The sequence below is a fragment of the Arcicella sp. GW458-12-2-14-TSB2 genome, from assembly GCF_059423785.1.
Genome location: NZ_JBWKYN010000011.1, coordinates 18723 through 43245, shown reverse-complemented (window position 1 = coordinate 43245; position 24523 = coordinate 18723). Strand labels below are relative to the sequence as shown.

Sequence of the window (24523 nt, the reverse complement as noted above, 5' to 3'; positions counted from 1 at the left end):
GTTTATTATTCCTTTGCAGTATCTTGTTGGACTTCGCTTTTATGGATTTCATCAATATACTGCATTTTTAAATAATCATAGAAAGTGTGTTTGCTCATCAAATTGGCAATTAAACTAGCCAGAAGTGTTGCGAGCATGATATAAAAAATAATATTGTGACTATTGGTCATCTCAATGACAAGGATAGATGACGTAAAGGGGCTTCTGGTAACACCCGTTAGGAAGCCACCCATACCGCATAAAACCATCAAATTAGTTTCGGTTGCTGACAAATGCAACCAACCTGCCATCACCGCGCCAATGCTTGCTCCTGCACTTAGGGCTGGTGCAAAAACGCCACCTGACCCTCCTACAGAAAACGATACAATTGGACCAATAATTCTTAAAATAGGCATGTACCATTCCAAATGTTTGTCGTTGCTAAACAAAGTACTCACCATGATTTCTTTACCTGAACCAAATGTTCTGTTATCCATAAAGTAACCCATACTAGCAATAATTAGCCCACAAGCAATGATGTAAATTACTTTCTGGTAATTGTGGGTTAGGGTATTCTTTTTTCTAAAAACAAACAAAATAATATTACTCATTCCACAACCTGCAAAGCCTGTAATGATTGCTAGGGGTATAATTGAAGCGATAATCCAAGTAGAAATATTATTTAAAGCAGGATAACCCAAATAAAGATATGGCCCTAAAAAGTGCAATGCCGTAAGCCCTGCGATGATAACTCCTGTTAACAAAGCGGACTTAAAAAGACTAAAATGCGTTTTGGTAAGTTCCTCAATAGCAAATACGATACCGCCCAAAGGAGTATTAAAGGCCGCCGCAAGCCCAGAGGCCGCCCCTGTTACAATCATATTCCTTTTTGATATTTTGGGATACCAATCAGGTAGAAAGTCATTGATTTTTTTGAAGATTGAAGCTGAAATTTGAATAGTAGGCCCTTCTCTACCTACTACGCCACCACCCAAAACCATAATTAAACTAGAAATGATTTTGATGAGAATGACTTTTAGGCTTAGTAAGCTATCTACTTTGTAATAATGTTTCGGGTTAGCTAATTCAATAGCGGCACTTACTTGAGGAATACCACTTCCTCTAGAAAAAGGAGCAAACTTGATAACCAACCACCATGCTACCAAAAAGCAAATAGGCGTAATAATAAAGAATGACCAGCCTGCATGATGAAATAGAAAATGTGTGCCAGCCTCTGCCAATGAAAATAACTTAGCATATAATACAGCAATGATTCCTGTGATAAATGCACCTAGCCAAAATGGTAAAGCATTTAAAATGTCCTTTTGTAATTTTTTGTTATGGATAGCATCAAACCATGATTTGAGTCGATAACGTAAAAAGCTAAAAAATCTCATACCTGTAATTATTTTAAAAGGCTATAAACATACAAATTTACAGCCTTTTTGAAAGAATATATAAGTACAAATACGCATATAAACGTATAATATTAGCTTTCTTCTAAAAAATGATATTGAAAAGTCAATCAAATATAAAATAATACTAAATACTAGGTACTACTTCTGTTACCATTTCAAGACCATTCTTATCATAATATACGCAAGTCATTTTTTTCATATCAAGTGTCCATTTTTCAACACCTGCTTCTGCTGATTGCCTACAGAATGTTAGGTAATCGGTTTTACCAGCTTGATGGATTTTTAAAGCATTTTTTAAGGCTTCAATATTACCTGTGGGAGATATTTCCAAAAGTGCATATTTGGCTTCAGATTGAATTTGAAAGTTATCTTTTCCATAGTATTTTGAGTGACCATCACAAACGTAATGGTCATAGCCAATTAAGCCTAAATCAATAAGATTCTGAACATACTGTGGGAAATCTGCTCCGCTTTTTACTTTTGAGTGAGTCTCTTTAATTTGATCGATTGTAAACATGTCTTTTTTGCGTTTAAATGTGATGCAAATTTGGCAGTTTCCCTTGGCTTGAAATTGTAAAAAATCGTTTACTTATCATTCTTTTTGATAAATTTTTCAGGCGTTTCACCAGTAAAATGTTTAAAGTCTTTGATAAAATGTGCTTGGTCGAAATAGTTGTTTTCAAAACATATTTCGGTCATAGATTTTACCTGATTTAGGCTATCTAATACTGTATGAAACCTGACAATAGCAGCAAATTTCTTGGGAGATGTACCAACCAACTGTCTGAAACGTTTTTCAAAGGGACTTTGGCTGATACAAAGTATTTCGGACAATGCTTTTATTTTAATATTACCTTTTGAATGATAGATATACTGGATGGCTTTTATCACTAGTTTGTCATCTTTTTTTTCGATGATTCTAGCCAGTAAGAATTGCTCGATGATATAGATTCTGTATTCATCAGTTTCGGCAGTACTCAAAGCTTCTTCAACTTTTTCCAAATCGTACCGATTGATAAAATGTTCAAGCGAAACACTTTCAGCATATAATTCGTTGATGGGCGTTTTTAAGAAATAAGATGCACCGATTTCATTAAAAAATACTAATACAGACCCAATGTTTGGATTACTTTTGAAAACCCTGAAACCATCTTGCAAACCCGTAATGCCCGTGTTAGATAAAGAGTTTTCTCCATCTTTGGTAATATAAGCCAGACGCCCTCTGTATTGAAAACCCATCACTAGCCCAGTAGAAGGAAAAACCTTATAGGTTTGCTCTTCTGAGGCTTCAGAAATGACCAAATGTTTGATGTAAGGTTTCAGTAAAGGAGAGGGAAATACCTTTTCAAATTTCATATTTTGAATAGATTAAGCATCGAAGTCAATACATTGTTAGTGTTTATCTTTTTTCAAATCATTAGATTTATCATGTACTCATCTTTATATACATAATTAAACGTTTGGATGTTACCACACAGATATTTACAATGGCAAAACTAACATTTCATCATCATAAACTATGACTAAAGCCTACAATGCATGAAGAGAAATTACACTATCATGCTTAATTTACGTGTTGAAATTTATTGAATATATTTTCCTTTGCTTCAGAAATGCTAAAAAATATAAAAATGATTCGTTTAGGCTTGTTGTGTAGCTTATTGTTGGCAACCTTACATGGCTTTTCTCAAAAAGATACCACGATAACTGTTAAAGTTTTAGGAGGACTCCAATTCGACTTACCTCGATTTGCGGTACAACCTAATACTCGATTGACGATAATATTGGATAACCATGATGACATGGCACACAACATGGTCGTAACCAAACCAAATGCTAGATTGAAAGTAGTAGAGGAGGCCTTAAAACTAGGGGACAAAGGTGCGAGCATGGATTATGTACCCAATTCATCCTTAATTATTGCGAATACCAAAATCGTAGAACCAGGTAGAATAGATACCATTACTTTTTTATTGGAAAAAGAAGGTATTTACCCGTATGTATGTACTTATCCTGGGCATGGCTTTGTCATGTACGGAGCTATTTATGCAACCACTAAGGCACTGCCTTCTTTGGAAAAAGACATGAATGTACCTGATGCCCAACGACAAAAGATTGCAACAGTAGTCAGTCACGAAGGGCATCACATGGAAATGCCTTCACCACATCCATTCGCTTTAAAATATCCATTGTTGTATAGAACGTTTATGCCAGATTGTGGCCCAGCGGCTATTGCAGTAGGCTTGACAGCGACAGAATCCTATTGTTTTGATGCAGGAAAGTGTTATCTAAGATACGCTTGGTCGGGTGGATTTGTGGATAACTCAGAGCAATGGAAAGGTAATGGTAGTAAATTAACCAAAGTAGTTGGTGAAATATATTGGCGAGATAAAACCACTTTCCCTTTCAGAATAGGCAATGTTAAAACTATTCCACAGGTTGATTTCAAAGGGTATAAACTTACAAAAAGACTACCCACTTTTAAATATACTTTAGATAAAGTAGAAGTGACTGAAACCATCCGATTGAGCGGTGATGGTAAAACCTTGATAAGAGATTTTACGTTTAAGAACAATAAACAAATACTTTACTTTTTAGTAAATACTGATGATGGCATCGTTTACCAAAGTAAGCAAGGTAAATTCAATAAAGGCATACTCAGGATTCCTGCCAATGTACAACGTCTTAGTATTTCCATGAAAAAATGAAAAATATCAATCGTCTTCACAACACAATAGAATACAGTAGTCGGATAAGAATCCATTTTAGCTGGATTTTTTGTTTACTACTTTTTACTACAAGCCTTTCAGCACAAGTTTCTGTGCCCAAAGATTCGGCGGCTAATTATTATGAAGTAGAAAACATTCCCTTGCCTGATGGCTTGGTAGCAGAAACAGGTGCGATAGGTTTTATGCCCGACGGGCGTTTTGTAGCCTGTTTTCACCGTGGCGAGGTAATGATGTATAACCAGAAGACTAAGGAATGGAAAATGTTTGCTGAAGGCTTACATGAACCATTGGGGATGATGGTGATTAATAATCACGAAATGTTAATCATGCAACGTCCAGAACTTACTAGGGTAAAAGATACCGATGGTGATGGCGTGGCGGATGAATACCAAACAGTAACGGATGACTTTGGAATGTCGGGCAATTATCATGAATTTGCTTTTGGTCCTATAGCTGATAAACAAGGTAATTTGTTTATTGCCCTAAATTTGGCGTCTAACGGAGCAGGTATCAGAAATGAAATTCGTGGTAAATACGATTCCCTTTCTCGTCCAGGCCGTATGTATTCTTGTGTGCCTTACCGTGGTTGGATTATGAAATTGGGGAAAGATGGCGTATTGAAACCGTATGCAGTTGGTTTCCGTTCGCCTAATGGTTTGGGTTTTGATGCCCAAGGGCGACTGTTGGTATCTGATAACCAAGGTGACTGGTTGGGAACTAGTAAATTGTATCATGTAGAAGAAGGTAAATTTTATGGACATCCTGCTGGGTTAATCTGGAAAGAAGATTTCCCACGAGTAGTACCGATTAATTTACCAGTTGCCAAACTAGATAGTATGCGGGTAAAAGAATCAATTCAGTTTCCACATGGCTATTTTGCTAACTCGCCTACACAACCAATACTAGAAAATACAGGAGGGAAATTTGGAATGTTTGGCGGACAAATGTTGATTGGCGATATGGATCATAAATATGTGATTCGCTTATTGATGGAAGAAGTTGGTGGTGCCATGCAGGGAGCTTGTATTCCATTGAATTTTAGCTCAAAAATGAGAATTGGTAACAATCGCTTGGCTTTTGCGCCAGACGGAAGCCTATGGGTGGGTCAGAACGACCACGGCTGGGTAGGAGCAAGGGGTATTCAACGCATTACGTGGAAAGGCAAAAATCACTTGGATATTATGGCGATGAACTTGACCAAAACAGGTTTTGACTTGACATTCTCTTTACCACTCGACCCTGCCAAAGCGCAAGAGTTACTTAATTATAAATTCCGACGTTTTTATTACGAGTACCATCAGGCTTATGGTTCAAAACAGTTTGATGTACAAAATGTACCTGTAAAATCAATCAAAGTTTCAGCAGATGGCAAAAAGGTGTCTTTGGAATTAGCAGAATTAAAAGCTGGATACATATATGAACTGAAAACAGGTGATTTACAAACCAGCGATGGCAAATACCTTTTCAATAATATAATTTGCTATACGTTGAATCAATTGAAATAATCAAAAGGAGAGAAACAAGCTATCCGAATTCTAAACTTATTTACAATTCGGATAGCTTGTTTAATATAAGGTCAATTCTTTGTTCAGTACTAAAATCGCCTCGTATTGCTAAAGTTGGACTAGTAGTTTGCTGTAACCAATTTTCATGTGCATTCAATGTTCTGGTAGCAATGCCCGTATGATTGTCGTAGTCGGCTGCCCAAGCCATAAAATCGTTGTATTGTTTTATTCTAGCAGGTTCGGTATAAATAATATTTCCATACCGACTGAACTCTCTTTCTTTAAGTCTTTCCATCCTAATATGCGGAGGTACCCACAAGAAAACGATTAAATCAAAGCTTGGAAAAATATCTCCCCAACTGATTATCGAACCACCCAGAATCCAATCGTCGGTTTGTTCAATATCTTTTTTTATCATCAAGGTCCTGTCGGTTGGATTCCTCCTGACGGTAAACGGAGGGTCTGACTTTTCCCAATAATATTCATCACTATCAAAATAAGGAATATTTAGTTGGTTAGATAGGGCATTCCCTAGCGTAGTTACGCCACTAGATGATGCCCCAAAAATGTGGATTTTCATTTTAAAGAGAGATTAATGACTAAACTCGTAGCACAATAGCATCAGTTTTTCTTCCTGATTCGGGAAAGAATACATTTCTTGATAACTCAATCCTATTTTCTGTAAAAGTCTTTTAGAATGCTCGTTTTCGGGCATCGTTATGCCATAAACCCGTGGTAACTTTAAGGTGTCTTTGGCATAAGTAATAATAGCATCTGCAATTTCAAAAGCATAACCTTTGCCTGTGAACTCAGGTAAAAAGGCAAAACCAATATCAGGGCTATCAAGATTATTTCTTTTAATTAATCCACACATTCCAATAGGTGTTAAGCCCTCTTTTGTGACTACTAAGCTCAATCCATAACCATTTTCAGCATAGCTTTTTATTGGTCCATTCAATAAATATGTTTTTGCTTCCTCTTCAGTACGAACATTTTTGTCGCCAATAAAGGCTAACCAGCCTTCAGTATTTAATAATTCAATGACAAATTGGGTATCGTCAAGGGTGTATTCTCTTAAAATGAGCCTTTCAGTTGCTAGAATTTTGTTCATGTTGATAGAAGAAGAGATATTTTAGTTGATTGTTATGCAGACAAAATTAATACATTATTTAAATGAATAATTGATTGAGGATGATTCTCATTATATTTACCAAAAAGCTTAGTTATAATGTATGCTCAATATTCCTATCATTAGTTTTGTCATATTTTTAGGGTTGTTACAAGCCGTAATATTGAGCAGTATTTTGTTTTTTTCAAAGCGAAACAATCCCATCAAGCAATATTTTTTAGCTTGGATTATCCTTATTTTTGCCTACAATAGCTTCGAGATGTTAATGTTTACCCTTGGGAAAGCCAATAATTTTTTCTTTATTGATAATTATATCCCTTTGGTTCACATTTACTGTATTGGCCCACTTTTATTTTTGTATGTAGTTAGCAATGCCATTGGGACTGATGCCATAAGTCAGCCTAAATGGGTGTATTTTATACCTGCCCTTATTTGTTTAGCTGTCAATTTGGTATTCTTCTTGTTAATTACCTTCAATATTATTGATGAGATACACCGTCCGCAGTTCTTTATGATTTACAGAAATACCATTAATGTAGAACGCAACTTGATGATTGTCGTTTTTGGATGGTTTCTGTTTAAATCGTATCAAATACTACGGCAATGGCAATCGGAGGCCATTTTGGGGGAAGATACCAAAGAAGAAAACTCGATTATTCATCGATGGTTAACCTTATTACTCCACGTTTTTTTAGGGACACTCATTATCTGGTCTTTTACTATCTATGGAAGTGTGTTATTGCACCAAGAAAATAACACGCAATTTTATCTCCCCCTCGAATGTTGGTTATCTTTTGTGATGTACTGGATAGCTTTTATGGGTTTTCATAACATCAGCATCATTAGAATAGACAAACAAAAAACGAATCAATCTACCCTTGATGTGTTGGATGACAAGCAGGTAAGCGAAGCTGTAGAGAAACTCAGAACGGTGATGGAGCAAGAAAAGTACTATTTGAATCCAACTTTGAACCTTACTAAGGTTTCAGAACTTACAGGCTTAACGCCAAAAGTTATTTCGGCAATTTGTAATCAGGTACTCAACAAAGGCTTTGGTGAGTATATCAATGAATACAGGATAGAAGAAGCCAAAGTAAGATTAGCAGACCCTCAACATAAACATTTAACTATTCTAAGTATTGCTTATGATGTTGGGTTTAATTCTTTGCCTACTTTTCAGCGTTCATTCAAACAGATTACTGGCATGACGCCCACTATGTTTCAAAAAAAATCTGAAGAGTAGTCATCAAATCGTGATTTGAGTAGAATCTCTAGGTCAAAATCCTGTGGTTTGTCCTAAATTCTAATTTTAATACTCATTTCACTTATGCAATTCAAATCATTCTTTCAGAAGTTTTCTGCCTGTTTTATTTTAGGCATCATCTTGTTGGCAGACGTTTTACTGATTGGTAGAGACAAACGTCCTATTTGGATGAGTCCTCCAATGGTTTTTGGTTTAGCAGGATTTTGTTTAATAGTTTCAATCACTTATGCCTTTGTTTGGCATTTTAAAAACAAGGATAAAATTGAAGGTTTACCACAACAATCAACAGTCGTTCTTGCCTTTATTCGCTATGCATTAGCTTTTAGCATAGCGAGTTTTGGGTGGAAAAAAATCTTTGGACAACAGTTCGTAGTACCAAAGCATATTGCTGATATTCCCATGAGTCAGCTTTCAGGCGAATGGCTTACTTGGTATTATTTCGGCTATTCATACTCATTTGGCTGTATCGTAGCCCTGATGCAGATTGGAGGGTCTCTTTTACTACTATTTCGTAAAACTCAGCTGCTTGGGATGTTTATTTTGTTTCCAGTGATGCTCAATATTTTATTGATTAATCTATTTTATGGAATGAATGCAGGTGCTTTGATGCAGTCTGTGATAATAATGATTGCTTTATCGTACTGCTTGCTATTGGATATTGATAAATTAATCCTGTTTTTTTTTCAGGAGAAGAAAGAACAAAAAACTGAACTTACCAAAATACTAATCAGATTTTCAGCGATAGTTTTGGCTTTTTTATTTGTATATCGTCTTGAAAACGAGTCTACTCAAAATGAAGTAATAAGAGGTACTTATGAAGTGGAATCCTCAAAAGGTAATAGTACATTTTTCCCGTCAGATTCATCTCAGAAAGATACTAGGCTTACCAAAATATATTTTGATATTAACGATTTATGCGTTTTTGAGTTTAATAGTACCAATCATCGTAAAATTGGGCGTTATGATTTTGATAGCACACAAAAGAAAATCAACGTCGTATTTGAACAAAGCCCCGAAAATGTAGCAATACTTATTGCGGCACTAAGTCAATTAAAAGGGACTAAACAAATGTTGATGTCAAGTAAAATGGGAAAAGACTCCATTCGAGTAATAATGCAGAGAATAAACTAATGGCATACAGTCCATTTTCAACTTTAACCCTTTTAGAGAGTATTAAAGTTGAAAATGGACTGGCTCAATTAATATATGTTACATTTTCCACATTTCAGTTCCATATAGAATTTTGATTTTCGTCCTATTTTTCAAATAATCGTTAAAATTATCAGAATTCGTAAAATCTAACTTCGTCCCATCGCAATAATACTGATGAATATTTGTAGACGAACACACTGAACATTGAATCTCAATTACTTTGTTGCTCTTATATTCAAAAAGCACAATTCCATTTAAGTTAGGGCCTCCCTCTAAAACTTTCATTTTATCAGATAACCACTTCAAATCATTTACAGGGTCTTTTGTACCACAAACTATCATTGCGTTGGGGTCATTGTCAAGCGGAGTATTTGCGTCTTTTTTGCAGGATAATAATACAGAGAATAATAAGCTTGTCGCTAATAATAAAGTAGATTTCGTTTTCATAGGATATTTTATTTGGTTTATCGATATTTCAAAAGCTGTCAAAATTTTATCAAAAACTCAAGTGTCAGGTTTAAAACTTACATAAAAATATTAATTCTTTATTGAATAACCTAGTAGTTGCAAATAGCGCTTTTGTTATTTTTTTCTTTGAATAACCATTTCACAAGTCCTATTCTTTTTTAAATCCATAAGGGCAATGCTTGCAACCATTTTTACAACAATAACCCCTTTTTAAATGATAAGCCTCGGTAAAAACCATGTAGCCATTTTCATTAATATAAAAGTCGTCAGTTGTTAATTTGGATGGATTATTATCGTTTTGTGGGTTGGTTTTCTTCATGGTATTTAATCAACAGCTAATTTTGTAAAATGTTCAATATTTTGTAGATTTGAGGTATTCTCGTTTAAAATAAATAGAGAATCTTACAATCATGAGTGATTTTTATCCTAAATACCAACATTTAGTGATGCGTTCCAATAAACGTATCACTAATCGTGTGTTTACGACAAGCTCATTGTATGGTCACTTCTGTAAAATTCACCGTATCCTTTCTGTATTCGTACTTATCTTGTACATCATTGGCTTGTCTGGATTGAATGATTGCTAATTACTCATCGTCTTTAGTATTTATTTTCAATTATGGTGAATGATAGATTTATTAAAATCACTCATTCACCATTCACTCAATCACCAATTTATCACAATGACAGTACAATCACTAAGTACTGCATCCGCTTCAGAGAAAGCAATGCAGTTAGAAGACCGTTTCGGCGCACACAATTATCATCCAATGCCTGTTGTCCTTCAAAGAGGAGAAGGAGTATTTGTATGGGATGTAGATAATAAACGATATTTCGATTTCCTTTCTGCTTATAGTGCCGTGAACCAAGGGCATTGTCACCCTAAAATTGTTCAAGCCTTGATTGAACAAGCGCAAAAATTGACGCTTACTTCTCGTGCTTTTTATAGTGATCAATTAGGGGTTTGCGAAAAATTTCTTTGTGAATATTTCGGCTATGATAAGGTATTGATGATGAACTCTGGAGCAGAAGGAGGGGAGACAGCCTTGAAACTTACTCGTAAATGGGCTTATAAGGTAAAAGGTATTCCGCAGAATCAAGCTAAGACCGTATATGCGGCAGGTAATTTTTGGGGACGTACGCTTGCGGCTATCTCATCATCAACCGACCCTTCTAGTTACGCTGATTATGGGCCACTGTTACCAGGGTACGAAATCATCCCTTATAACGACTTAGAGGCATTGGCAGAGATTTTGAAAGACCCTAATGTTGCAGGGTTTATGGTTGAACCCATTCAAGGCGAAGCTGGGGTTGTAGTACCAGACGAAGGCTATTTGAAAAAAGCCTATGAAATGTGTCGTGAAAAAAATGTATTATTCATTGCTGATGAAGTACAGACGGGTATTGCTCGTACAGGAAAACGTTTGGCTTGTGACTACGAAGATTTTCAGCCCGATATCCTAATTTTGGGTAAAGCCCTTTCTGGTGGTACTTATCCAGTATCGGCTGTTTTTTGCAGAGATGAAATCATGTTGACAATCAAACCGGGTGAACATGGTTCTACTTACGGAGGAAACCCCTTAGCTTGTGCGGTGGCGATTGCGGCTTTGACCGTAGTTAAAGAGGAAAATTTAGCCGACAATGCGCTGAAAATGGGAGCCATCTTCAGAGAAAGAATGTCAAAGCTAATTGCTCAGCGTCCTGACTTAGTGAGATTAGTCAGAGGGAAAGGCTTATTAAATGCCATTGAAATCAACACTGATGAAGAAAGCGAAACTGCTTGGGAACTATGTGTAGCTTTTAAAAATAATGGCTTACTTGCCAAACCAACTCACGGAAATAAAATTCGATTTGCACCACCTTTAGTCATTACAGAAGGGCAAATGAACGAAGCCTGTGATATTATAGAAAAAGTAATATTGAATTGGGAATAACATCATAGAGGCTCATTCTTTGATGCAATGAGCCTCTATGATTATTTCGTAATTTCTCTTCTCAATCTGCTAAGCGACTGTGGCGTAATGCCTAAATAATTAGCCAAGTATATCTGAGGTGTTCGCCTTAATAGCTCTGGTTTATGTTTAGATAAAGCCTCATAGCGTTCTCGGGCAGTTTCTGAAATAAAAGAACGTAGCCTTATTTCTTGCTGAACAGTATAGTTCTCATATAAAACCCTTCCCAGACGCTCCCATTTGGGCGAATGTGAATACAAAAAGTCAAGATTGATTTTTGTTATCGCACATAAATCACAGTCTTCTATGGCTTGGATATAATCTATGCTAGGCAAGCCTTGGGAATAGGATGACGTACTTGTTATTATTTGATCTTCAAAACTTAAATCGTAAGTGATATCTACATTATCTTTAATGAAATAAGAACGTAACATGCCTTTATTAATAAAGGCGACGTCGGCATTGTATTCTCCTTTTTTTACCCAAAAACCACCTTTTTTTAAAATAACATCAGTAAAATAAGGTTGAGCAAATTCAATATCTTCATCAGAAAAATTAACGTACTTGCGCACAAATGCTATTAAATTATCTCTCATGTGATGGGCTTATAAGGTTGATGGTTTGCGTTAAATGATGCAACTTCGTAATAAATTGAATGTTCAAGTAATTTTTTAGAGCATCACTACTAACTTTTAGAGCAATACTAGGTTATCTATAGCAATAACTATGGAATAGGAGTTACATTTAATATTTACTTTGGACATCAATATTTTAAAAAAGTCACATTATAAATGATAAATAAAATGTTACAGTATGTAATTTATGCTTTTGATGGAACAGACAGTGAGGCACTTAATCGTAGACTAGTGGCTCGTCCTTATCATTTAGAGTGTGTAAAAAAACTAAAAGAAAACGGAAATTTCTTGATGGGAGGTGCAATGTTGGATGAGTCACAACAAATGATTGGCTCAACAATGATTGTCCAGTTCGAAACTGAAACAGCTTTTCAAGATTGGTTTAATAATGATCCTTATAATACGATGGGAGTGTGGCACAAAACAGCAATACATCCTTTCAGAGTAGCCAATGTGTAACAATAGACGTTATTCTCCCTTTTTAAATAACTGAGTAATTTTTGATAGCGGTTTCATCCACAAAGTATACCAATGAGGCTTTAGGTTATTTATTTTCCATGCTCTTCTATCTTCCATGTTAGCTCTATAACGGTGCTTAAGCGAGGCAGTACTTGTGCCACCATTACGCATTGTAGTAAGCGTTAGCGGTAGATAGTGTGCAGAAAGGTGATTTTTATAAAGCATTCTTAGCATTAACTCATAGTCGCCAGAGCAAGTAAAATCTGTTAGGTATTCACCATACTTTTCAAAAGCCGCTTTTTTCAGGTAGAACGAAAGATGCGGAGGCATCCATCCCTGCAACCAATTTTTACGTGAATACTCACCAGCTTTCCAATAGCGCACAATCGTATGAATGTCGTCTGGATTGATAAATTGTATATCTCCATATACCGCATCGGTTTGGTATTGAACAAAAGCTTTAGCTACTTGACTAATTACTTGATTGTTTGGGTAGAAGTCATCCCCACCAATTGTACCAATAGCATCACCAGTGGCCATTTTCAAACCCTTGTTCATGGCATCATAAATACCTTTGTCGGGTTCAGAGATAAATTTTATTCTATCGGCAAATTCCTTCAAAATTTCCACTGTTCCATCTTTAGAAGCGCCATCTACAACGATATATTCTAATTCGGGATAATCCTGCGCTAAAACACTTTCAATGGTTTGACGAATCGTAGTTACACTATTAAAGGAAACAGTAATGATAGAAATTTTCATAAAGAGCTATTTTGCTAAGAGTACAAAGATAGTAATATTTCTTGTAAAGAGGGATAGCACTTCAGCTATCAGACATCGGTTATTACTGATGGCACGACTTCAAGTCATGCCATCAATATTTTTTTATCAGTGAGTATTTCGCAATAAAATAAGGTATCAGATTGATTGTTAAAAAAAAGTAAAATAATTAAAATATTTTTTTACTTAACTCATTGTATTTCAAAAAGAATCCTCTAATTTTGCAGTCCAATTAAGAGAGAACGTTTTCTTTGTTTTTATATGGGTTGGCAGAACTCGATAAAAAATACGGAAATAGGCAAAACGTAAATCTTCTAATTTGAAATTACCGCAGGCTTGCCTGCAAGCGTGTCAGAACTGATATTATATTATAACACTGAATGCCCAGTCTGTAATGTTAATATTAAGCTACACAAGAAACGTTTCGTTTTTCTAACGCAATACGGTTTTTCCGTCTCTTCGTCTGCATACGTGCACATCTTGTAGCTTTACTCATTTCTGTCGCAATTTATTAGTGAATTAATTTAGTATAGATTTTGTTTATGCCAAATTAAATTCCGACCTTTGCAGTCCGTTTTACGCTCCCAGTTGGGATTTTGTCGTAACTCGTTCATTCACAATCAATTATTAACGTTTTATTCTAATAAAATGTCTGGAATTATCGGAAAGAAAGTCGGTATGACCAGCCTCTACAACGCTGACGGTACTGCTGTCGCTTGTACGCTGATCGAAGCCGGTCCTTGTGTAGTAACACAAGTAAAAACAGTAGAAAAAGAAGGTTATAGCGCCATTCAGTTGGGTTATGGCGAGAAAAAAGAGAAGCACACAACGCAACCTCTTTTAGGTCACTTCAAAAAAGCAGGAACTACTCCAAAGAAAAAACTCGTAGAGTTTAAATCATTCGAAAATGAACTTTCACTTGGAGAAGTTATTACCGCAGAGTTGTTCGTAGAAGGCGATTTCGTAGATGCTATCGGAACATCAAAAGGTAAAGGTTTCCAAGGTGTTGTTAAACGCCACGGTTTTGCAGGGGTTGGAGGTCAAACTCACGGTCAGCACAACAGAGGTCGTCACCCAGGTTCAATCGGTGCTTGTTCATTCCCATCTCGTGTATTCAAAGGTATTCGCATGGCAGGTCGTACAGGTGGTAATCGTGTAAAAGTTCAAAACTTACAAGTATTGAAAGTTTATTCAGAGAAAAACCTAATCGTGGTATCGGGTTCAATCCCAGGAGCGAAAAACTCTTACGTTATTCTTGAAAAATAGATTTGAAAATTTGAAGGGTATCAATTGGCTCTTTGTAGCGTTGACATTACATTATTAAATTTTCAGGTTTTCAAGCGGTTCGCCGCCCGGCGGTTCGTCGCCCGATTAAAATTTTCAAATTAGACAAATGGAATTATCAGTTTTAAACATACAAGGCAAAGAAACAGGCAAAAAGGTAACCCTTTCTGACGAAATCTTTGGCATCGAGCCAAACGAACACGTAGTTTGGTTAGACGTGAAGCAGTTCTTGGCAAACCAACGTCAAGGAACTCACAGAGCGAAACCAAGAGCAGAAGTTTCTCGCTCAACTCGCAAGATTAAAAAACAAAAAGGTACAGGTGGTGCTCGTGCTGGTTCAGCAAAATCTCCATTGATGAAAGGTGGTGGACGTATTTTTGGTCCAGTTCCAAGAGATTACTCTTTCAAGGTAAACAAGAAAGTGAAATCATTGGCTCGCCAATCAGCTTATGCTGCTAAAGTGCAGTCAGGTTCAGTAACAGTATTAGAAAGCTTTTCTTTTGATGCTCCAAAAACTAAATCTTACATCGCATTATTAAGCGCATTGTCTTTAAATGATACAAAGACATTGTTAATCTTGCCAGAAGAAAATCAAAATGTGTATTTGTCAGGTCGTAATCTTCCAAAAACGAAAATTGCTTCAACAGGACAAGTTAACACTTATGATTTAGTTAACGCAACAAAATTGCTTATCGTAGAAGGAGCAATTTCAAAAATCGAATCATCTTTTAGTAATTAGTTATTGGTTAATTGTTATTCGTTATCCGTATGAATAAGCGTTTAACAGATAGCAATAGCGGATAATAAATAACGAAAATAAGAAAATGAGCATTATCAAAAGACCAATTCTTACTGAGAAATCTCAGGACTTACAGAAAGGCGGTCAATACGTTTTCGAAGTAGCAAGCAAGACAAACAAAATCGAGATTGCAAAAGAAATTAAGAAAATGTATGGTGTTGAAGTTACGGCTGTAAACACACTTCGCCAATTTGGTAAGAAGAAATCAAGAAGTACTAGAACTAAAGTTACTTCTGGTGTTACTTCAACATTCAAAAAGGCAATCGTAACTATCGCTAAAGGTGAAGTTATCGATTTCTATGATGGAATTTAAATTATAATTTGAAATTAAGCTAATTTGAAAATTTGGAATTCGATTTCATCTTCAAGTTATCAAATCTTCAAATTACTTAACTATGGGAGTTCATCCCGATAAATTGAACAAAGCACAGAAATGGCAGCTACTAGAAAATTAAAACCAACAAGCCCGGGTTCACGCCACAGGATTGCTGCGACTTTCGAGGAAATAACAGCCTCAAAGCCCTACAAGCCTTTGTTAGCCCCAGTAAAAAGAACAGGTGGACGTAATGCAGATGGTCACCGTGCCATGCGTTATATCGGTGGAGGTCACAAACGTCGTTATCGTTTAGTTGATTTCTTCCGTAATAAATTCGATGTTGAAGCAACAGTTTTAACAGTTGAATACGATCCAAACCGTACAGCTCGTATCGCTCTTATTGAATATACAGATGGCGAAAAAGCATACATCATTGCTCCAGCAGGAATTGTTGTTGGACAAAAAGTAATCTCAAGTGCTACAGCAGCACCAGAAGTAGGTAACACTATTCCATTATCAAACATTCCAACAGGTACAATTATTCACGCAATTGAACTTCGTCCTGGTGGTGGTGCAGAAATGGCTCGTTCTGCTGGTACTTATGCACAATTGTTAGCTCGTGATAGCAAATATGCTACGTTAAAATTGCCTTCAGGCGAAATGCGTATGGTATTGTCAAGATGTTTAGCAACAGTAGGTTCGGTATCTAACAGTGACCACATGAATACCGTAATGGGTAAAGCAGGTCGTCATCGTTGGTTAGGTCGCCGTCCAAGAGTTCGTGGTGTAGTGATGAACCCAGTCGATCACCCAATGGGTGGTGGTGAGGGTCGCTCATCAGGAGGTCACCCTCGTTCACGTAAAGGTTTATTAGCGAAAGGTAAGAAAACTCGTACGCCGAAGAAACAATCAAATCGTCTAATCATCAGTAGAAAGAAAAAATAGGTAGATGGCACGTTCATTAAAAAAAGGACCTTATATTGACTACCGCCTTGACAACAAGGTGCAAGTCATGACCGAATCAGGAAAAAAGTCAGTTATTAAGACTTGGTCACGTCGTTCGATGATTTCACCTGATTTCGTTGGACACACCTTCGCAGTGCACAATGGTAATAAATTTATTCCAGTATTTGTGACAGAGAACATGGTAGGTCATAAATTGGGTGAATTTGCTCCAACACGCAACTTCCGAGGTCACACGGCAAAAAAAGATAAAGGCAAAAGATAATTTGGAATGCTGGAAAATGGGGTTTGAATTATTAAGATATTATTATCATCATAATTGAAATTCCCAATGTCCAACTCCGAAATCCGAAATCATAAAATGGAAGCAGTAGCTAAGTTAAATAATGTTCCGACTTCACCTCAGAAAATGAGAATCGTGGTAGACATGATTAGAGGTCAGAAAGTAAATAAGGCTCTCGGTATTTTAAAATACGAGCCTAAGGTTGGTGCAAGACACGTTGAGAAATTGTTACTCTCAGCCATTGCTAACTGGCAAAATAAAAATGAGGATGTAAAGTTAGAAGATGCTGACTTATATGTTAAAACCGTTACAGTAGATGGCGGTAGCTCATTAAAGCGTTTGCGTCCAGCTCCACAAGGACGTGGTCACAGAATCTTAAAACGTTCTAACCACATTACCCTTGTAGTTGCTTCAGCAACCGCACCAACAATAATCACAGAATAATTAGAGAAATAATCTAAATATCAAAAAATGGGACAGAAAATAAACCCCGTTGGTTTTAGACTTGGTATCGTCAGAGGTTGGGATTCTAACTGGTATGGTGGTAAGAGTTTTGCCGATAAATTAGTTGAAGACGATAAAATTCGTAAATATGTTGCCGCACGTATTCCAAAGGGTGCTATCTCTAAGGTAATCATTGAGCGTACTTTAAAGCGGATAACTTTGACTATCAATACTGCACGCCCAGGCGTTGTAATTGGTAAAGGTGGTCAAGAAGTTGATAAAATCAAGGAAGAATTAAAGAAAATCACAGGCAAAGATGTTCAAATTAATATTTTTGAAATCAAACGTCCTGAGATTGATGCTAAATTAATTGGTGAGGCTATCGCACAACAATTAGAAGCTCGTATTTCATTCCGTCGTGCTATGAAGCAAGCTATCGCGTCAGCAATGCGTGTAGGTGCTCAAGGTATCAAATTGAAACTTTCAGGTCGTTTAGGAGGTGCTGAAATGGCACGTTCTGAAGGATACAAAGAAGGTCGTATTCCTTTGCACACACTTCGTGCTGATATCGATTATGCAATTTCTGAAGCATTAACTGTTTACGGAAAAATCGGTATTAAAGTATGGATTTTCCGTGGTGAAGTTTATGGTAAGCGTGATCTTTCTCCAAATGCTGGTATGGCTGCACAACAAGCTGCTAGTGGAGCTGATGCTCGTGGAGGTAACAACCGTGGTGGACGTGGCGAAGAAGGCGATCGTAAAGGTCGTGGTGGTCGTGACAACCGTGGCGGTGCTGGTGGTCGTGACGATGCACAACGTCGTAATAACAACAATAACAACCGTGGTGGCGGAGCTAACAAACCTGGCGGAAATCGTCCTGGCGGTGGCAACAAACCAGCGGGTGGAAAGAGATAATTCGTAAATTCTTGTCAGTGGTCAGTAGTGAAATGTAAGATAAGAGTGTTTTTAATAACTCATTTCTTAATTCTTGAAGCCACCGACCCATAGACTTAATAAGACAATGTTACAACCAAAAAGAACCAAGTTCCGTAAGCAACAGAAAGGTAGGATTAAAGGAAACGCTACTCGTGGTCATGAACTTGATTTCGGTACGTTCGCTATCAAAGCTTTGGAACCAGGACGCATCACTGCTCGTCAGATTGAAGCGGCTCGTATTTCAGTAACTCGTGCCATGAAACGTGAAGGTCAAGTTTGGATTCGTGTATTCCCTGACAAACCTATTACGAAGAAACCAGCAGAGGTACGTATGGGTAAAGGTAAGGGTGCTCCAGAATACTGGGTAGCACGTATCAAGCCAGGAACTATCTTGTTTGAATCGGCTGGTGTACCTTTAGAATTGGCACAAGAGGCGCTTCGTTTAGCAGCTCAAAAATTGCCACTTCGTACTTCATTCGTAGTGCGTAGAGATTATCAAGAAGCACAATAATTTGAAAATTTGGTTAGTTATGATTTGATGGCTTTCCAAAGTTTATCGAATCTATTAATACATATTCAGATTATAATATTCATAATCAAAGTCATGAAAAACGCAGAAATTAAAAAATTAAGTGCGGAACAACTAGTAAGTACTTTAGCCTCTGAAAAAGAGGCTTTAGCTCGCCTAAAGTTTGCTCACGCTATTTCTCCAATTGAAAATCCATTACGTATCCGTGAGGCTCGTAAAGTTATTGCTCGATTGGAAACTGCTATCTCGGCAGCGAAATAAATCAATTACTGAGAAGTAATTATAACAGACCTCATCAATATAACGCTTGAGGTCAATCTTGTAACAACAATTAATAGAATCCAACGATGGAAGAATTAAAAAGAAATCTGAGAAAAATCAGAGTAGGGCGCGTAGTGAGCGACAAGATGGACAAATCAATCACTGTAGCCGTAGAAAGAAAAGTAAAGCATCCACTTTATGGTAAGTTTATGAAAAAAACTTCAAAGTTGATGGCTCACGATGAGAACAATGAATGTGGTATTGGTGATACAGTGAAAGTAATGGAAACTCGTCCACTTTCAAAAAATAAACGTTGGAGATTAGTTGAAGTTATCGAGAAAGCGAAATAATTTCCTTCCCAACAATCTAATATTATTAAGAAGTTAAATTTTTCGTTAAAATCAGTATTCCAATCATAAAATGGTACAGCAAGAATCAAGACTCGGCGTAGCAGATAACTCAGGAGCTAAAGAAGTTCTAGTTATCCGTGTGTTGGGCGGTACAGGAAAAAGATACGCTTCAATTGGTGATAAAATTGTAGTGACTGTTAAATCAGCACTTTCATCATCAAATATGAAGAAAGGTACGGTTTCTAAAGCCGTAGTAGTAAGAACTAAAAAAGAGATTCGTCGTAAAGACGGTTCATATATTCGTTTCGAGGATAACGCAGCCGTATTGTTGAATGCCAACGACGAGCCACGTGGTACTCGTATTTTCGGGCCAGTTGCACGTGAATTGCGTGATGCAGGTTTCATGAAAATCGTTTCATTAGCCCCAGAGGTGCTTTAATCATAATTCGTATCATGGAAAGAAAGTTTAATAAGCAGCCAAAACTGCACATCAAATCTGGTGATACAGTTATCGTTATCGCTGGAAACTCAAAAGGTAAGACAGGCGTAATCAAAAAAGTATTGGTTGATAAGCAACGTGCTATCGTTGAAGGTGTTAATCTTCAAACTAAACACGTTAAGCCTAATGCAAATACTCCGCAAGGTGGTATTGAGAAACGTGAAGGTTCTATTCACATCTCAAACTTGGCAGTTGCTGAAAACGGCAAGCCAGTACGTACAGGTCGTAAATTGAACGAAGAAGGAAAGTTGCAAAGATTCTCGAAAGCAACAGGAAAATTCATTTAATTAAATCTCAAGTAAATAGTTTTGATGCATAATCAAAACTATCAATTGAAAAAGTGGGTCGGAAATCCACATAAATTTTCATACAATGACAACTACAAGACTGAAAGATAAATATGTAAATGAAATCGTTCCTGCTTTAAAGGAAAAATTTCAATACAAATCAGTAATGCAAGTTCCAAAAGTTACTAAAGTTGTAATCAACAAAGGTATTGGTGCTGCTGTGGCTGACAAGAAATTGATTGATACGGGTGTTGAAGAAATTACTCTTATCGCTGGACAGAAAGCTGTTGCAACAATTTCTAAGAAAGCTATCTCAAACTTCAAATTACGTGAAAATATGCCAATTGGTGTTAAAGTAACGTTGAGAGGAAATAAAATGTACGAATTCCTTGATCGCTTAATGACAGTTTCGTTACCTCGTGTACGTGACTTCAAAGGTGTATCAGACAAAGGTTTCGATGGTCGTGGTAATTATACATTAGGTGTTAAAGAACAAATTATCTTCCCTGAAATTTCTATTGATAAAGTAAATAAAATTTCTGGTATGGATATCACTTTTGTAACTACCGCAAAAACTGACGAAGAGGCTAATGCATTGTTAACAGCAATGGGAATGCCTTTCTCAAATCAGAAGAAGTAATTGATTTAAGTTATCTGTGAACTGTTATTATTGATATTATTTTCTAAATAACATTTACCGATAACGGATACAGATAACCGATAACAAATAAAGATTCTCAACACAATGGCAAAAGAATCAGTAAAAGCAAGAGAAAGAAAGAAAGAAGCAACAGTTGCTAAGTATGCCGCAAAACGTGCAGCCTTGAAAGCAGCTGGAGATTATTTAGGACTTGATAAGTTACCTAAAAATGCTTCACCAGTTCGTTTACATAACCGTTGTAAGCTTACAGGACGCCCAAGAGGTTATATGCGTAAGTTCGGTATCAACCGTGTTACTTTCCGCCAAATGGCTTCTGATGGATTAATTCCAGGGGTAACTAAATCAAGCTGGTAATCATTACCACTTCAGATAATTGATAATTAAGTAATTAGAATTATTTTAATTATCAATTACTTGTCTTCTTAATTTTAATTCCGTAATTTTGCGAGCCTTTTCAGAAAAGGTTTCGTTTCAAATATCGAAAACAATGACAGATCCAATAGCAGATTACTTAACACGATTGAGAAATGCCATCAAGGCACGCCATAGAATCGTTGAAATCCCTGCTTCTAACATCAAAAAGGAAATCACTAAGGTGCTTTTTGATAAAGGATATATTCAAAACTATAAATTTGACGATACAACTGTTCAGGGTACCATCAAAGTTGCTTTGAAGTATAACCCAGTTACTAAGCAGTCGGCAATCGTTAAATTAGAAAGAATTTCTAAGCCAGGTTTACGTAAATACAAAGGTGCAACTGAGTTGCCACGTGTATTGAATGGTTTAGGTATTGCAATTCTTTCGACATCAAAAGGGGTTATCACCGACAAAGAAGCTCGTGTGTTAAACGTAGGTGGTGAAGTACTTTGCCACGTTTATTAATATTTCTTAACGCTGAAAGAAGTTTCCATTAATTGATAACCATGGGTTATGATTTTTTGACTTCCATCTAAGCAAAACAAATTACAATCATGTCAAGAATTGGCAATAAGATTATCACGTTACCTGCTGGTGTAACAGTAACGGTTGATAAAAATCATGTATCAGTAAAAGGACCTAAAGGTGCTTTAGAACGTACTATCGATCCAGACATCACTGTTGAGATTGAAGGTGCAGAATTAGCAGTAAAACGTCCTACTGAACAGAAACGTCACAAAGCCCTTCATGGTTTATATCGTTCTTTAATCAATAACATGGTTATTGGTGTAAGCGAAGGATACAAATCTCAGATGGAAATTGTTGGGGTTGGTTATAAAGCATCAAATCAAGGAAATATTCTTGAGTTAAGTTTAGGATATTCTCACGCTGTATTTGTTCAGATTCCAAGTGAATTGAAAGTGACTACTGCAATGGAGAAAGGTCAAAACCCTAAAGTGACTTTAGAAGGAATTGATAAAGAATTAGTAGGTCAAGTTTCAGCGAAAATTCGTTCATTACGTAAAATCGAACCTTACAAAGGTAAAGGTATTCGTTTTGTGGGTGAGCAAATTCGTAGAAAAGCTGGTAAAACTGGTGGTAAAAAATAATCGTAATTTGTAATTGATATGATTTGAAAATTTGAAATATCTGTATTTATACAAAGTATTTTAAATTTTCAAATTAACGAAATTCAAATTCCAATCGTGGGTCGGCAATCCACAAAACATATAAATATTACAATGGCTACGCAAAAAGATTCAAGAAGATTACGCATAAAACGATCAATAAGAGCAAAGGTTTCTGGTACAGCTAGCAAACCAAGATTATCAGTGTTTCGTTCGAACACTGGTGTGTATGCTCAAATTATTGATGATGTTCAAGGACATACATTAGCAGCAGTTTCTACAAAAGAACTTGGCTTGGCTAATGGCAATGTAGAGAATGCTAAGCAAGTAGGAGTAAAAATCGCAGAGAAGGCATTAGCGGCTGGTATATTAGCGGTTGTTTTCGATCGTAACGGATACTTGTATCATGGTCGTGTAAAAGCAATTGCCGATGGTGCAAGAGAAGGTGGTCTTAAATTCTAATTAGTTAATTTGATTATTTATTAGTCAAATTCACAAATTTTCAAATTCAGAAAAAATGTCGCAATTAATATCAAAGCCAATAAAGGTTAACGAAGGCGAATTAAAAGAAAAAGTTGTTGCTATCAATCGTGTAGCGAAAGTAGTAAAAGGTGGACGTCGTTTCAGCTTCTCTGCAATCGTTGTAGTTGGTGACGGAAAAGGTATCGTAGGTTTCGGTTTAGGAAAAGCTAACGAAGTAACGGATGCTATCGCTAAAGGTATTGAGGATGCAAAGAAAAATGTATTCCAAGTAGCTTTATTGAAAAACTCTGTTCCGCACGAACAAATTGGTAAATTCTCAGGTGGTTTCGTATTGTTGAAGCCTGCTGCTCCGGGTACTGGAGTAATTGCGGGTGGTGCGATGCGTGCTGTATTAGAATCTGCTGGTGTACATGACGTATTAGCAAAATCTAAAGGTTCTTCAAACCCACACAACGTGGTTAAAGCAACAGTTGATGCTCTTGTGAAAATGAGAAATCCACATACAGTTGCTTTCCAAAGAAGCGTTTCTTTAGCAAAAGTTTTCAACGGATAAGAGCAGTTTAAGGTTATGAGTTATTAAGGTGTACTACATTGTAATAACTTTTAACCCAAACTCGTAACTATAAGACCATGTCAAAGGTAAAAATTACACAAGTAAAAAGTACAATCAAACGCCCAGACGTTCAAAAACGTACTATGCAAGCTTTAGGCTTAGGCAAAATTAATAAAAGCGTTGAAAAAGAGTTGAATCCTGCTATTGAAGGGATGATTCGTGCGGTTCAACACATGATTGTAGTTGAGAATATCTAATATTATTGAGGCTTCCTCATTAGTATAGCGAGTTACTCCACAGGGGAGTAGCGTTTAGCAAACATTAAAAAAATAATACAATGAATCTTTCTTCATTAAAGCCTGCTCAAGGCTCAACAAAAGTTAGAAAAAGAGTTGGTCGTGGTGCTGGTTCTGGTTTAGGTGGTACTTCTGCTCGTGGTCACAAAGGTGCAAAGTCTCGTTCAGGTTATTCTCGTAAAGCTGGTTTTGAAGGTGGTCAAATGCCTTTACAGCGTAGAGTTCCTAAGTTCGGATTTAAAAATATTAATCGTGTAGAATACAAGGCAATTAACCTTGATACGCTACAAGCTTTAGCTGATTCAATTGGTGCAACAGTAATCAATCATGATGTACTTTATAACAATGGATTAGTTTCTAAAAATGATTTAGTGAAAATCTTGTCACGTGGTGCGGTAACATCAGCATTAGAAGTAACAGTTAAAGGTTTTTCTGAATCTGCCAAAACTGCTATCGAAGCAGCAGGTGGAAAAGCAATTGTGGGGTAGTTTGAAATTATGAAAATTTGGAGCTTCAAGTTTTGTTTAATAGATTTGTTAGTTTTCAAATTTTCAAAATCCCGAT

At 36.5% G+C, this 24523-nt stretch carries 36 protein-coding genes; 27 read left to right on the top strand and 9 right to left on the bottom strand.

Annotated features, from left to right (window positions below; genetic code table 11):
* Nucleotides 1–5: 5 nt before the first annotated feature.
* The 3 genes from AC07XN_RS02935 to AC07XN_RS02925 all read right to left on the bottom strand — a co-directional run bounded on the left by AC07XN_RS02935 (nt 6) and on the right by AC07XN_RS02925 (nt 2753).
* Nucleotides 6–1376: a chloride channel protein gene (locus AC07XN_RS02935; RefSeq protein WP_494741977.1), complete on the bottom strand. Its 1371-nt coding sequence runs from the start codon at nt 1374–1376 to the stop codon at nt 6–8.
* Between the two features lie 145 nt (nt 1377–1521).
* Nucleotides 1522–1914 (bottom strand): DUF1398 domain-containing protein, encoded by a 393-nt coding sequence (locus AC07XN_RS02930; RefSeq protein ID WP_494741976.1) that lies wholly within the window; start codon nt 1912–1914, stop codon nt 1522–1524.
* 68 nt (nt 1915–1982) lie between these two features.
* On the bottom strand, nt 1983–2753 hold the full coding sequence (locus tag AC07XN_RS02925; RefSeq protein ID WP_494741975.1) for a helix-turn-helix domain-containing protein: 771 nt from the start codon (nt 2751–2753) through the stop codon (nt 1983–1985).
* A gap of 257 nt (nt 2754–3010) precedes the next feature.
* Here AC07XN_RS02925 and AC07XN_RS02920 point away from each other — a divergent pair, with 257 nt between their 5' ends.
* Together AC07XN_RS02920 and AC07XN_RS02915 are read left to right on the top strand one after the other, a co-directional pair.
* Entirely contained in the window at nt 3011–4105 is a 1095-nt protein-coding gene (locus AC07XN_RS02920; RefSeq protein WP_494741974.1) for a plastocyanin/azurin family copper-binding protein, read from the top strand.
* A complete protein-coding gene (locus tag AC07XN_RS02915; RefSeq protein ID WP_494741973.1) occupies nt 4102–5631 on the top strand; it encodes a DUF7133 domain-containing protein in 1530 nt (509 codons plus the stop codon). The genes AC07XN_RS02920 and AC07XN_RS02915 overlap by 4 nt, the downstream gene beginning before the upstream one ends.
* Before the next feature lie 40 nt (nt 5632–5671).
* Here the strand turns inward: AC07XN_RS02915 and AC07XN_RS02910 are convergent, their stop codons facing one another.
* A complete protein-coding gene (locus AC07XN_RS02910; protein WP_494741972.1) occupies nt 5672–6211 on the bottom strand; it encodes a P-loop NTPase family protein in 540 nt (179 codons plus the stop codon).
* A 12-nt stretch (nt 6212–6223) separates the two neighbouring features.
* Nucleotides 6224–6742, bottom strand: coding sequence for a GNAT family N-acetyltransferase (locus AC07XN_RS02905; RefSeq protein ID WP_494741971.1), 519 nt, complete (start codon nt 6740–6742; stop codon nt 6224–6226).
* A gap of 121 nt (nt 6743–6863) precedes the next feature.
* On the opposite strand from AC07XN_RS02905, the gene AC07XN_RS02900 reads away from it, so the two are divergent.
* Nucleotides 6864–8003: a helix-turn-helix domain-containing protein gene (locus AC07XN_RS02900; RefSeq protein ID WP_494741970.1), complete on the top strand. Its 1140-nt coding sequence runs from the start codon at nt 6864–6866 to the stop codon at nt 8001–8003.
* Between the two features lie 84 nt (nt 8004–8087).
* Entirely contained in the window at nt 8088–9155 is a 1068-nt protein-coding gene (locus AC07XN_RS02895; RefSeq protein ID WP_494741969.1) for a hypothetical protein, read from the top strand.
* A 78-nt stretch (nt 9156–9233) separates the two neighbouring features.
* Here the strand turns inward: AC07XN_RS02895 and AC07XN_RS02890 are convergent, their stop codons facing one another.
* Both AC07XN_RS02890 and AC07XN_RS02885 read right to left on the bottom strand, forming a co-directional pair.
* Nucleotides 9234–9623, bottom strand: a complete 390-nt coding sequence (locus AC07XN_RS02890) for a hypothetical protein (RefSeq protein ID WP_309913285.1) — start codon at nt 9621–9623, stop codon at nt 9234–9236.
* A 169-nt stretch (nt 9624–9792) separates the two neighbouring features.
* Nucleotides 9793–9963, bottom strand: coding sequence for a C1orf53 family protein (locus AC07XN_RS02885; RefSeq protein ID WP_494741968.1), 171 nt, complete (start codon nt 9961–9963; stop codon nt 9793–9795).
* A gap of 91 nt (nt 9964–10054) precedes the next feature.
* Between AC07XN_RS02885 and AC07XN_RS02880 the strand changes: the two genes are divergently transcribed.
* Both AC07XN_RS02880 and rocD read left to right on the top strand, forming a co-directional pair.
* Nucleotides 10055–10231: a hypothetical protein gene (locus tag AC07XN_RS02880; RefSeq protein WP_309913292.1), complete on the top strand. Its 177-nt coding sequence runs from the start codon at nt 10055–10057 to the stop codon at nt 10229–10231.
* 96 nt (nt 10232–10327) lie between these two features.
* Entirely contained in the window at nt 10328–11578 is a 1251-nt protein-coding gene (gene rocD, locus AC07XN_RS02875; protein ID WP_494741967.1) for an ornithine--oxo-acid transaminase, read from the top strand.
* Nucleotides 11579–11619: 41 nt separating this feature from the next.
* On the opposite strand, the gene AC07XN_RS02870 is transcribed toward rocD, so the two are convergent.
* Complete coding sequence (locus AC07XN_RS02870) at nt 11620–12192, bottom strand: Crp/Fnr family transcriptional regulator (protein ID WP_309913298.1); 573 nt, start codon at nt 12190–12192, stop codon at nt 11620–11622.
* A gap of 207 nt (nt 12193–12399) precedes the next feature.
* On the opposite strand from AC07XN_RS02870, the gene AC07XN_RS02865 reads away from it, so the two are divergent.
* Nucleotides 12400–12690, top strand: a complete 291-nt coding sequence (locus AC07XN_RS02865) for a YciI family protein (RefSeq protein WP_309913301.1) — start codon at nt 12400–12402, stop codon at nt 12688–12690.
* A 9-nt stretch (nt 12691–12699) separates the two neighbouring features.
* On the opposite strand, the gene AC07XN_RS02860 is transcribed toward AC07XN_RS02865, so the two are convergent.
* On the bottom strand, nt 12700–13452 hold the full coding sequence (locus tag AC07XN_RS02860; protein ID WP_494741966.1) for a glycosyltransferase family 2 protein: 753 nt from the start codon (nt 13450–13452) through the stop codon (nt 12700–12702).
* Nucleotides 13453–14118: 666 nt separating this feature from the next.
* Here AC07XN_RS02860 and rplC point away from each other — a divergent pair.
* The 20 genes from rplC to rplO all read left to right on the top strand — a co-directional run bounded on the left by rplC (nt 14119) and on the right by rplO (nt 24447).
* Complete coding sequence (gene rplC, locus AC07XN_RS02855) at nt 14119–14736, top strand: 50S ribosomal protein L3 (protein ID WP_309913306.1); 618 nt, start codon at nt 14119–14121, stop codon at nt 14734–14736.
* A gap of 127 nt (nt 14737–14863) precedes the next feature.
* Nucleotides 14864–15493, top strand: a complete 630-nt coding sequence (gene rplD, locus AC07XN_RS02850; protein ID WP_309913309.1) for a 50S ribosomal protein L4 — start codon at nt 14864–14866, stop codon at nt 15491–15493.
* Nucleotides 15494–15578: 85 nt separating this feature from the next.
* Nucleotides 15579–15866, top strand: coding sequence for a 50S ribosomal protein L23 (gene rplW / locus AC07XN_RS02845; protein ID WP_309913312.1), 288 nt, complete (start codon nt 15579–15581; stop codon nt 15864–15866).
* Nucleotides 15867–15986: 120 nt separating this feature from the next.
* Nucleotides 15987–16814: a 50S ribosomal protein L2 gene (gene rplB, locus AC07XN_RS02840; protein ID WP_309913315.1), complete on the top strand. Its 828-nt coding sequence runs from the start codon at nt 15987–15989 to the stop codon at nt 16812–16814.
* Between the two features lie 4 nt (nt 16815–16818).
* Nucleotides 16819–17097: a 30S ribosomal protein S19 gene (gene rpsS, locus AC07XN_RS02835; RefSeq protein WP_184128536.1), complete on the top strand. Its 279-nt coding sequence runs from the start codon at nt 16819–16821 to the stop codon at nt 17095–17097.
* Nucleotides 17098–17193: 96 nt separating this feature from the next.
* Nucleotides 17194–17559, top strand: coding sequence for a 50S ribosomal protein L22 (gene rplV / locus AC07XN_RS02830; RefSeq protein WP_184128552.1), 366 nt, complete (start codon nt 17194–17196; stop codon nt 17557–17559).
* A gap of 27 nt (nt 17560–17586) precedes the next feature.
* A complete protein-coding gene (rpsC, locus tag AC07XN_RS02825; protein ID WP_309913318.1) occupies nt 17587–18474 on the top strand; it encodes a 30S ribosomal protein S3 in 888 nt (295 codons plus the stop codon).
* Nucleotides 18475–18580: 106 nt separating this feature from the next.
* Nucleotides 18581–19006, top strand: coding sequence for a 50S ribosomal protein L16 (gene rplP, locus AC07XN_RS02820; RefSeq protein WP_184128559.1), 426 nt, complete (start codon nt 18581–18583; stop codon nt 19004–19006).
* Between the two features lie 93 nt (nt 19007–19099).
* Nucleotides 19100–19285 carry a 50S ribosomal protein L29 gene (rpmC, locus tag AC07XN_RS02815; RefSeq protein WP_309913321.1) on the top strand — a complete coding sequence of 62 codons (186 nt, stop codon included), beginning with the start codon at nt 19100–19102 and terminating at the stop codon, nt 19283–19285.
* Between the two features lie 86 nt (nt 19286–19371).
* Nucleotides 19372–19635 (top strand): 30S ribosomal protein S17, encoded by a 264-nt coding sequence (gene rpsQ, locus AC07XN_RS02810; RefSeq protein WP_184128565.1) that lies wholly within the window; start codon nt 19372–19374, stop codon nt 19633–19635.
* Nucleotides 19636–19705: 70 nt separating this feature from the next.
* Nucleotides 19706–20074: a 50S ribosomal protein L14 gene (gene rplN / locus AC07XN_RS02805; RefSeq protein ID WP_309913324.1), complete on the top strand. Its 369-nt coding sequence runs from the start codon at nt 19706–19708 to the stop codon at nt 20072–20074.
* Between the two features lie 14 nt (nt 20075–20088).
* The gene (rplX, locus tag AC07XN_RS02800) at nt 20089–20421 is read left to right on the top strand and encodes a 50S ribosomal protein L24 (protein ID WP_309913327.1); all 333 of its coding nucleotides are present in this window, start codon (nt 20089–20091) and stop codon (nt 20419–20421) included.
* Between the two features lie 85 nt (nt 20422–20506).
* Entirely contained in the window at nt 20507–21061 is a 555-nt protein-coding gene (gene rplE / locus AC07XN_RS02795) for a 50S ribosomal protein L5 (protein ID WP_309913330.1), read from the top strand.
* 105 nt (nt 21062–21166) lie between these two features.
* Nucleotides 21167–21436 carry a 30S ribosomal protein S14 gene (gene rpsN, locus AC07XN_RS02790; RefSeq protein WP_109741979.1) on the top strand — a complete coding sequence of 90 codons (270 nt, stop codon included), beginning with the start codon at nt 21167–21169 and terminating at the stop codon, nt 21434–21436.
* Between the two features lie 133 nt (nt 21437–21569).
* The gene (gene rpsH, locus AC07XN_RS02785) at nt 21570–21965 is read left to right on the top strand and encodes a 30S ribosomal protein S8 (RefSeq protein WP_184128579.1); all 396 of its coding nucleotides are present in this window, start codon (nt 21570–21572) and stop codon (nt 21963–21965) included.
* An 89-nt stretch (nt 21966–22054) separates the two neighbouring features.
* On the top strand, nt 22055–22609 hold the full coding sequence (gene rplF / locus AC07XN_RS02780) for a 50S ribosomal protein L6 (protein WP_309913333.1): 555 nt from the start codon (nt 22055–22057) through the stop codon (nt 22607–22609).
* A gap of 132 nt (nt 22610–22741) precedes the next feature.
* Nucleotides 22742–23089 (top strand): 50S ribosomal protein L18, encoded by a 348-nt coding sequence (rplR, locus tag AC07XN_RS02775; RefSeq protein ID WP_309913335.1) that lies wholly within the window; start codon nt 22742–22744, stop codon nt 23087–23089.
* Nucleotides 23090–23144: 55 nt separating this feature from the next.
* Nucleotides 23145–23663, top strand: a complete 519-nt coding sequence (rpsE, locus tag AC07XN_RS02770; RefSeq protein WP_309913337.1) for a 30S ribosomal protein S5 — start codon at nt 23145–23147, stop codon at nt 23661–23663.
* A 77-nt stretch (nt 23664–23740) separates the two neighbouring features.
* Nucleotides 23741–23920 (top strand): 50S ribosomal protein L30, encoded by a 180-nt coding sequence (gene rpmD, locus AC07XN_RS02765; RefSeq protein WP_309913340.1) that lies wholly within the window; start codon nt 23741–23743, stop codon nt 23918–23920.
* Between the two features lie 80 nt (nt 23921–24000).
* Nucleotides 24001–24447: a 50S ribosomal protein L15 gene (gene rplO, locus AC07XN_RS02760; RefSeq protein ID WP_309913345.1), complete on the top strand. Its 447-nt coding sequence runs from the start codon at nt 24001–24003 to the stop codon at nt 24445–24447.
* Nucleotides 24448–24523 lie beyond the last annotated feature (76 nt).

Coding starts and splice junctions, on each gene's coding strand:
- AC07XN_RS02935 (WP_494741977.1), bottom strand. CDS start 1,376: ATGAGATTTTTTAGCTTTTTACGTTATCGACTCAAATCATGGTTTGAT.
- AC07XN_RS02930 (WP_494741976.1), bottom strand. CDS start 1,914: ATGTTTACAATCGATCAAATTAAAGAGACTCACTCAAAAGTAAAAAGC.
- AC07XN_RS02925 (WP_494741975.1), bottom strand. CDS start 2,753: ATGAAATTTGAAAAGGTATTTCCCTCTCCTTTACTGAAACCTTACATC.
- AC07XN_RS02920 (WP_494741974.1), top strand. CDS start 3,011: ATGCTAAAAAATATAAAAATGATTCGTTTAGGCTTGTTGTGTAGCTTA.
- AC07XN_RS02915 (WP_494741973.1), top strand. CDS start 4,102: ATGAAAAATATCAATCGTCTTCACAACACAATAGAATACAGTAGTCGG.
- AC07XN_RS02910 (WP_494741972.1), bottom strand. CDS start 6,211: ATGAAAATCCACATTTTTGGGGCATCATCTAGTGGCGTAACTACGCTA.
- AC07XN_RS02905 (WP_494741971.1), bottom strand. CDS start 6,742: ATGAACAAAATTCTAGCAACTGAAAGGCTCATTTTAAGAGAATACACC.
- AC07XN_RS02900 (WP_494741970.1), top strand. CDS start 6,864: ATGCTCAATATTCCTATCATTAGTTTTGTCATATTTTTAGGGTTGTTA.
- AC07XN_RS02895 (WP_494741969.1), top strand. CDS start 8,088: ATGCAATTCAAATCATTCTTTCAGAAGTTTTCTGCCTGTTTTATTTTA.
- AC07XN_RS02890 (WP_309913285.1), bottom strand. CDS start 9,623: ATGAAAACGAAATCTACTTTATTATTAGCGACAAGCTTATTATTCTCT.
- AC07XN_RS02885 (WP_494741968.1), bottom strand. CDS start 9,963: ATGAAGAAAACCAACCCACAAAACGATAATAATCCATCCAAATTAACA.
- AC07XN_RS02880 (WP_309913292.1), top strand. CDS start 10,055: ATGAGTGATTTTTATCCTAAATACCAACATTTAGTGATGCGTTCCAAT.
- rocD (WP_494741967.1), top strand. CDS start 10,328: ATGACAGTACAATCACTAAGTACTGCATCCGCTTCAGAGAAAGCAATG.
- AC07XN_RS02870 (WP_309913298.1), bottom strand. CDS start 12,192: ATGAGAGATAATTTAATAGCATTTGTGCGCAAGTACGTTAATTTTTCT.
- AC07XN_RS02865 (WP_309913301.1), top strand. CDS start 12,400: ATGTTACAGTATGTAATTTATGCTTTTGATGGAACAGACAGTGAGGCA.
- AC07XN_RS02860 (WP_494741966.1), bottom strand. CDS start 13,452: ATGAAAATTTCTATCATTACTGTTTCCTTTAATAGTGTAACTACGATT.
- rplC (WP_309913306.1), top strand. CDS start 14,119: ATGTCTGGAATTATCGGAAAGAAAGTCGGTATGACCAGCCTCTACAAC.
- rplD (WP_309913309.1), top strand. CDS start 14,864: ATGGAATTATCAGTTTTAAACATACAAGGCAAAGAAACAGGCAAAAAG.
- rplW (WP_309913312.1), top strand. CDS start 15,579: ATGAGCATTATCAAAAGACCAATTCTTACTGAGAAATCTCAGGACTTA.
- rplB (WP_309913315.1), top strand. CDS start 15,987: ATGGCAGCTACTAGAAAATTAAAACCAACAAGCCCGGGTTCACGCCAC.
- rpsS (WP_184128536.1), top strand. CDS start 16,819: ATGGCACGTTCATTAAAAAAAGGACCTTATATTGACTACCGCCTTGAC.
- rplV (WP_184128552.1), top strand. CDS start 17,194: ATGGAAGCAGTAGCTAAGTTAAATAATGTTCCGACTTCACCTCAGAAA.
- rpsC (WP_309913318.1), top strand. CDS start 17,587: ATGGGACAGAAAATAAACCCCGTTGGTTTTAGACTTGGTATCGTCAGA.
- rplP (WP_184128559.1), top strand. CDS start 18,581: ATGTTACAACCAAAAAGAACCAAGTTCCGTAAGCAACAGAAAGGTAGG.
- rpmC (WP_309913321.1), top strand. CDS start 19,100: ATGAAAAACGCAGAAATTAAAAAATTAAGTGCGGAACAACTAGTAAGT.
- rpsQ (WP_184128565.1), top strand. CDS start 19,372: ATGGAAGAATTAAAAAGAAATCTGAGAAAAATCAGAGTAGGGCGCGTA.
- rplN (WP_309913324.1), top strand. CDS start 19,706: ATGGTACAGCAAGAATCAAGACTCGGCGTAGCAGATAACTCAGGAGCT.
- rplX (WP_309913327.1), top strand. CDS start 20,089: ATGGAAAGAAAGTTTAATAAGCAGCCAAAACTGCACATCAAATCTGGT.
- rplE (WP_309913330.1), top strand. CDS start 20,507: ATGACAACTACAAGACTGAAAGATAAATATGTAAATGAAATCGTTCCT.
- rpsN (WP_109741979.1), top strand. CDS start 21,167: ATGGCAAAAGAATCAGTAAAAGCAAGAGAAAGAAAGAAAGAAGCAACA.
- rpsH (WP_184128579.1), top strand. CDS start 21,570: ATGACAGATCCAATAGCAGATTACTTAACACGATTGAGAAATGCCATC.
- rplF (WP_309913333.1), top strand. CDS start 22,055: ATGTCAAGAATTGGCAATAAGATTATCACGTTACCTGCTGGTGTAACA.
- rplR (WP_309913335.1), top strand. CDS start 22,742: ATGGCTACGCAAAAAGATTCAAGAAGATTACGCATAAAACGATCAATA.
- rpsE (WP_309913337.1), top strand. CDS start 23,145: ATGTCGCAATTAATATCAAAGCCAATAAAGGTTAACGAAGGCGAATTA.
- rpmD (WP_309913340.1), top strand. CDS start 23,741: ATGTCAAAGGTAAAAATTACACAAGTAAAAAGTACAATCAAACGCCCA.
- rplO (WP_309913345.1), top strand. CDS start 24,001: ATGAATCTTTCTTCATTAAAGCCTGCTCAAGGCTCAACAAAAGTTAGA.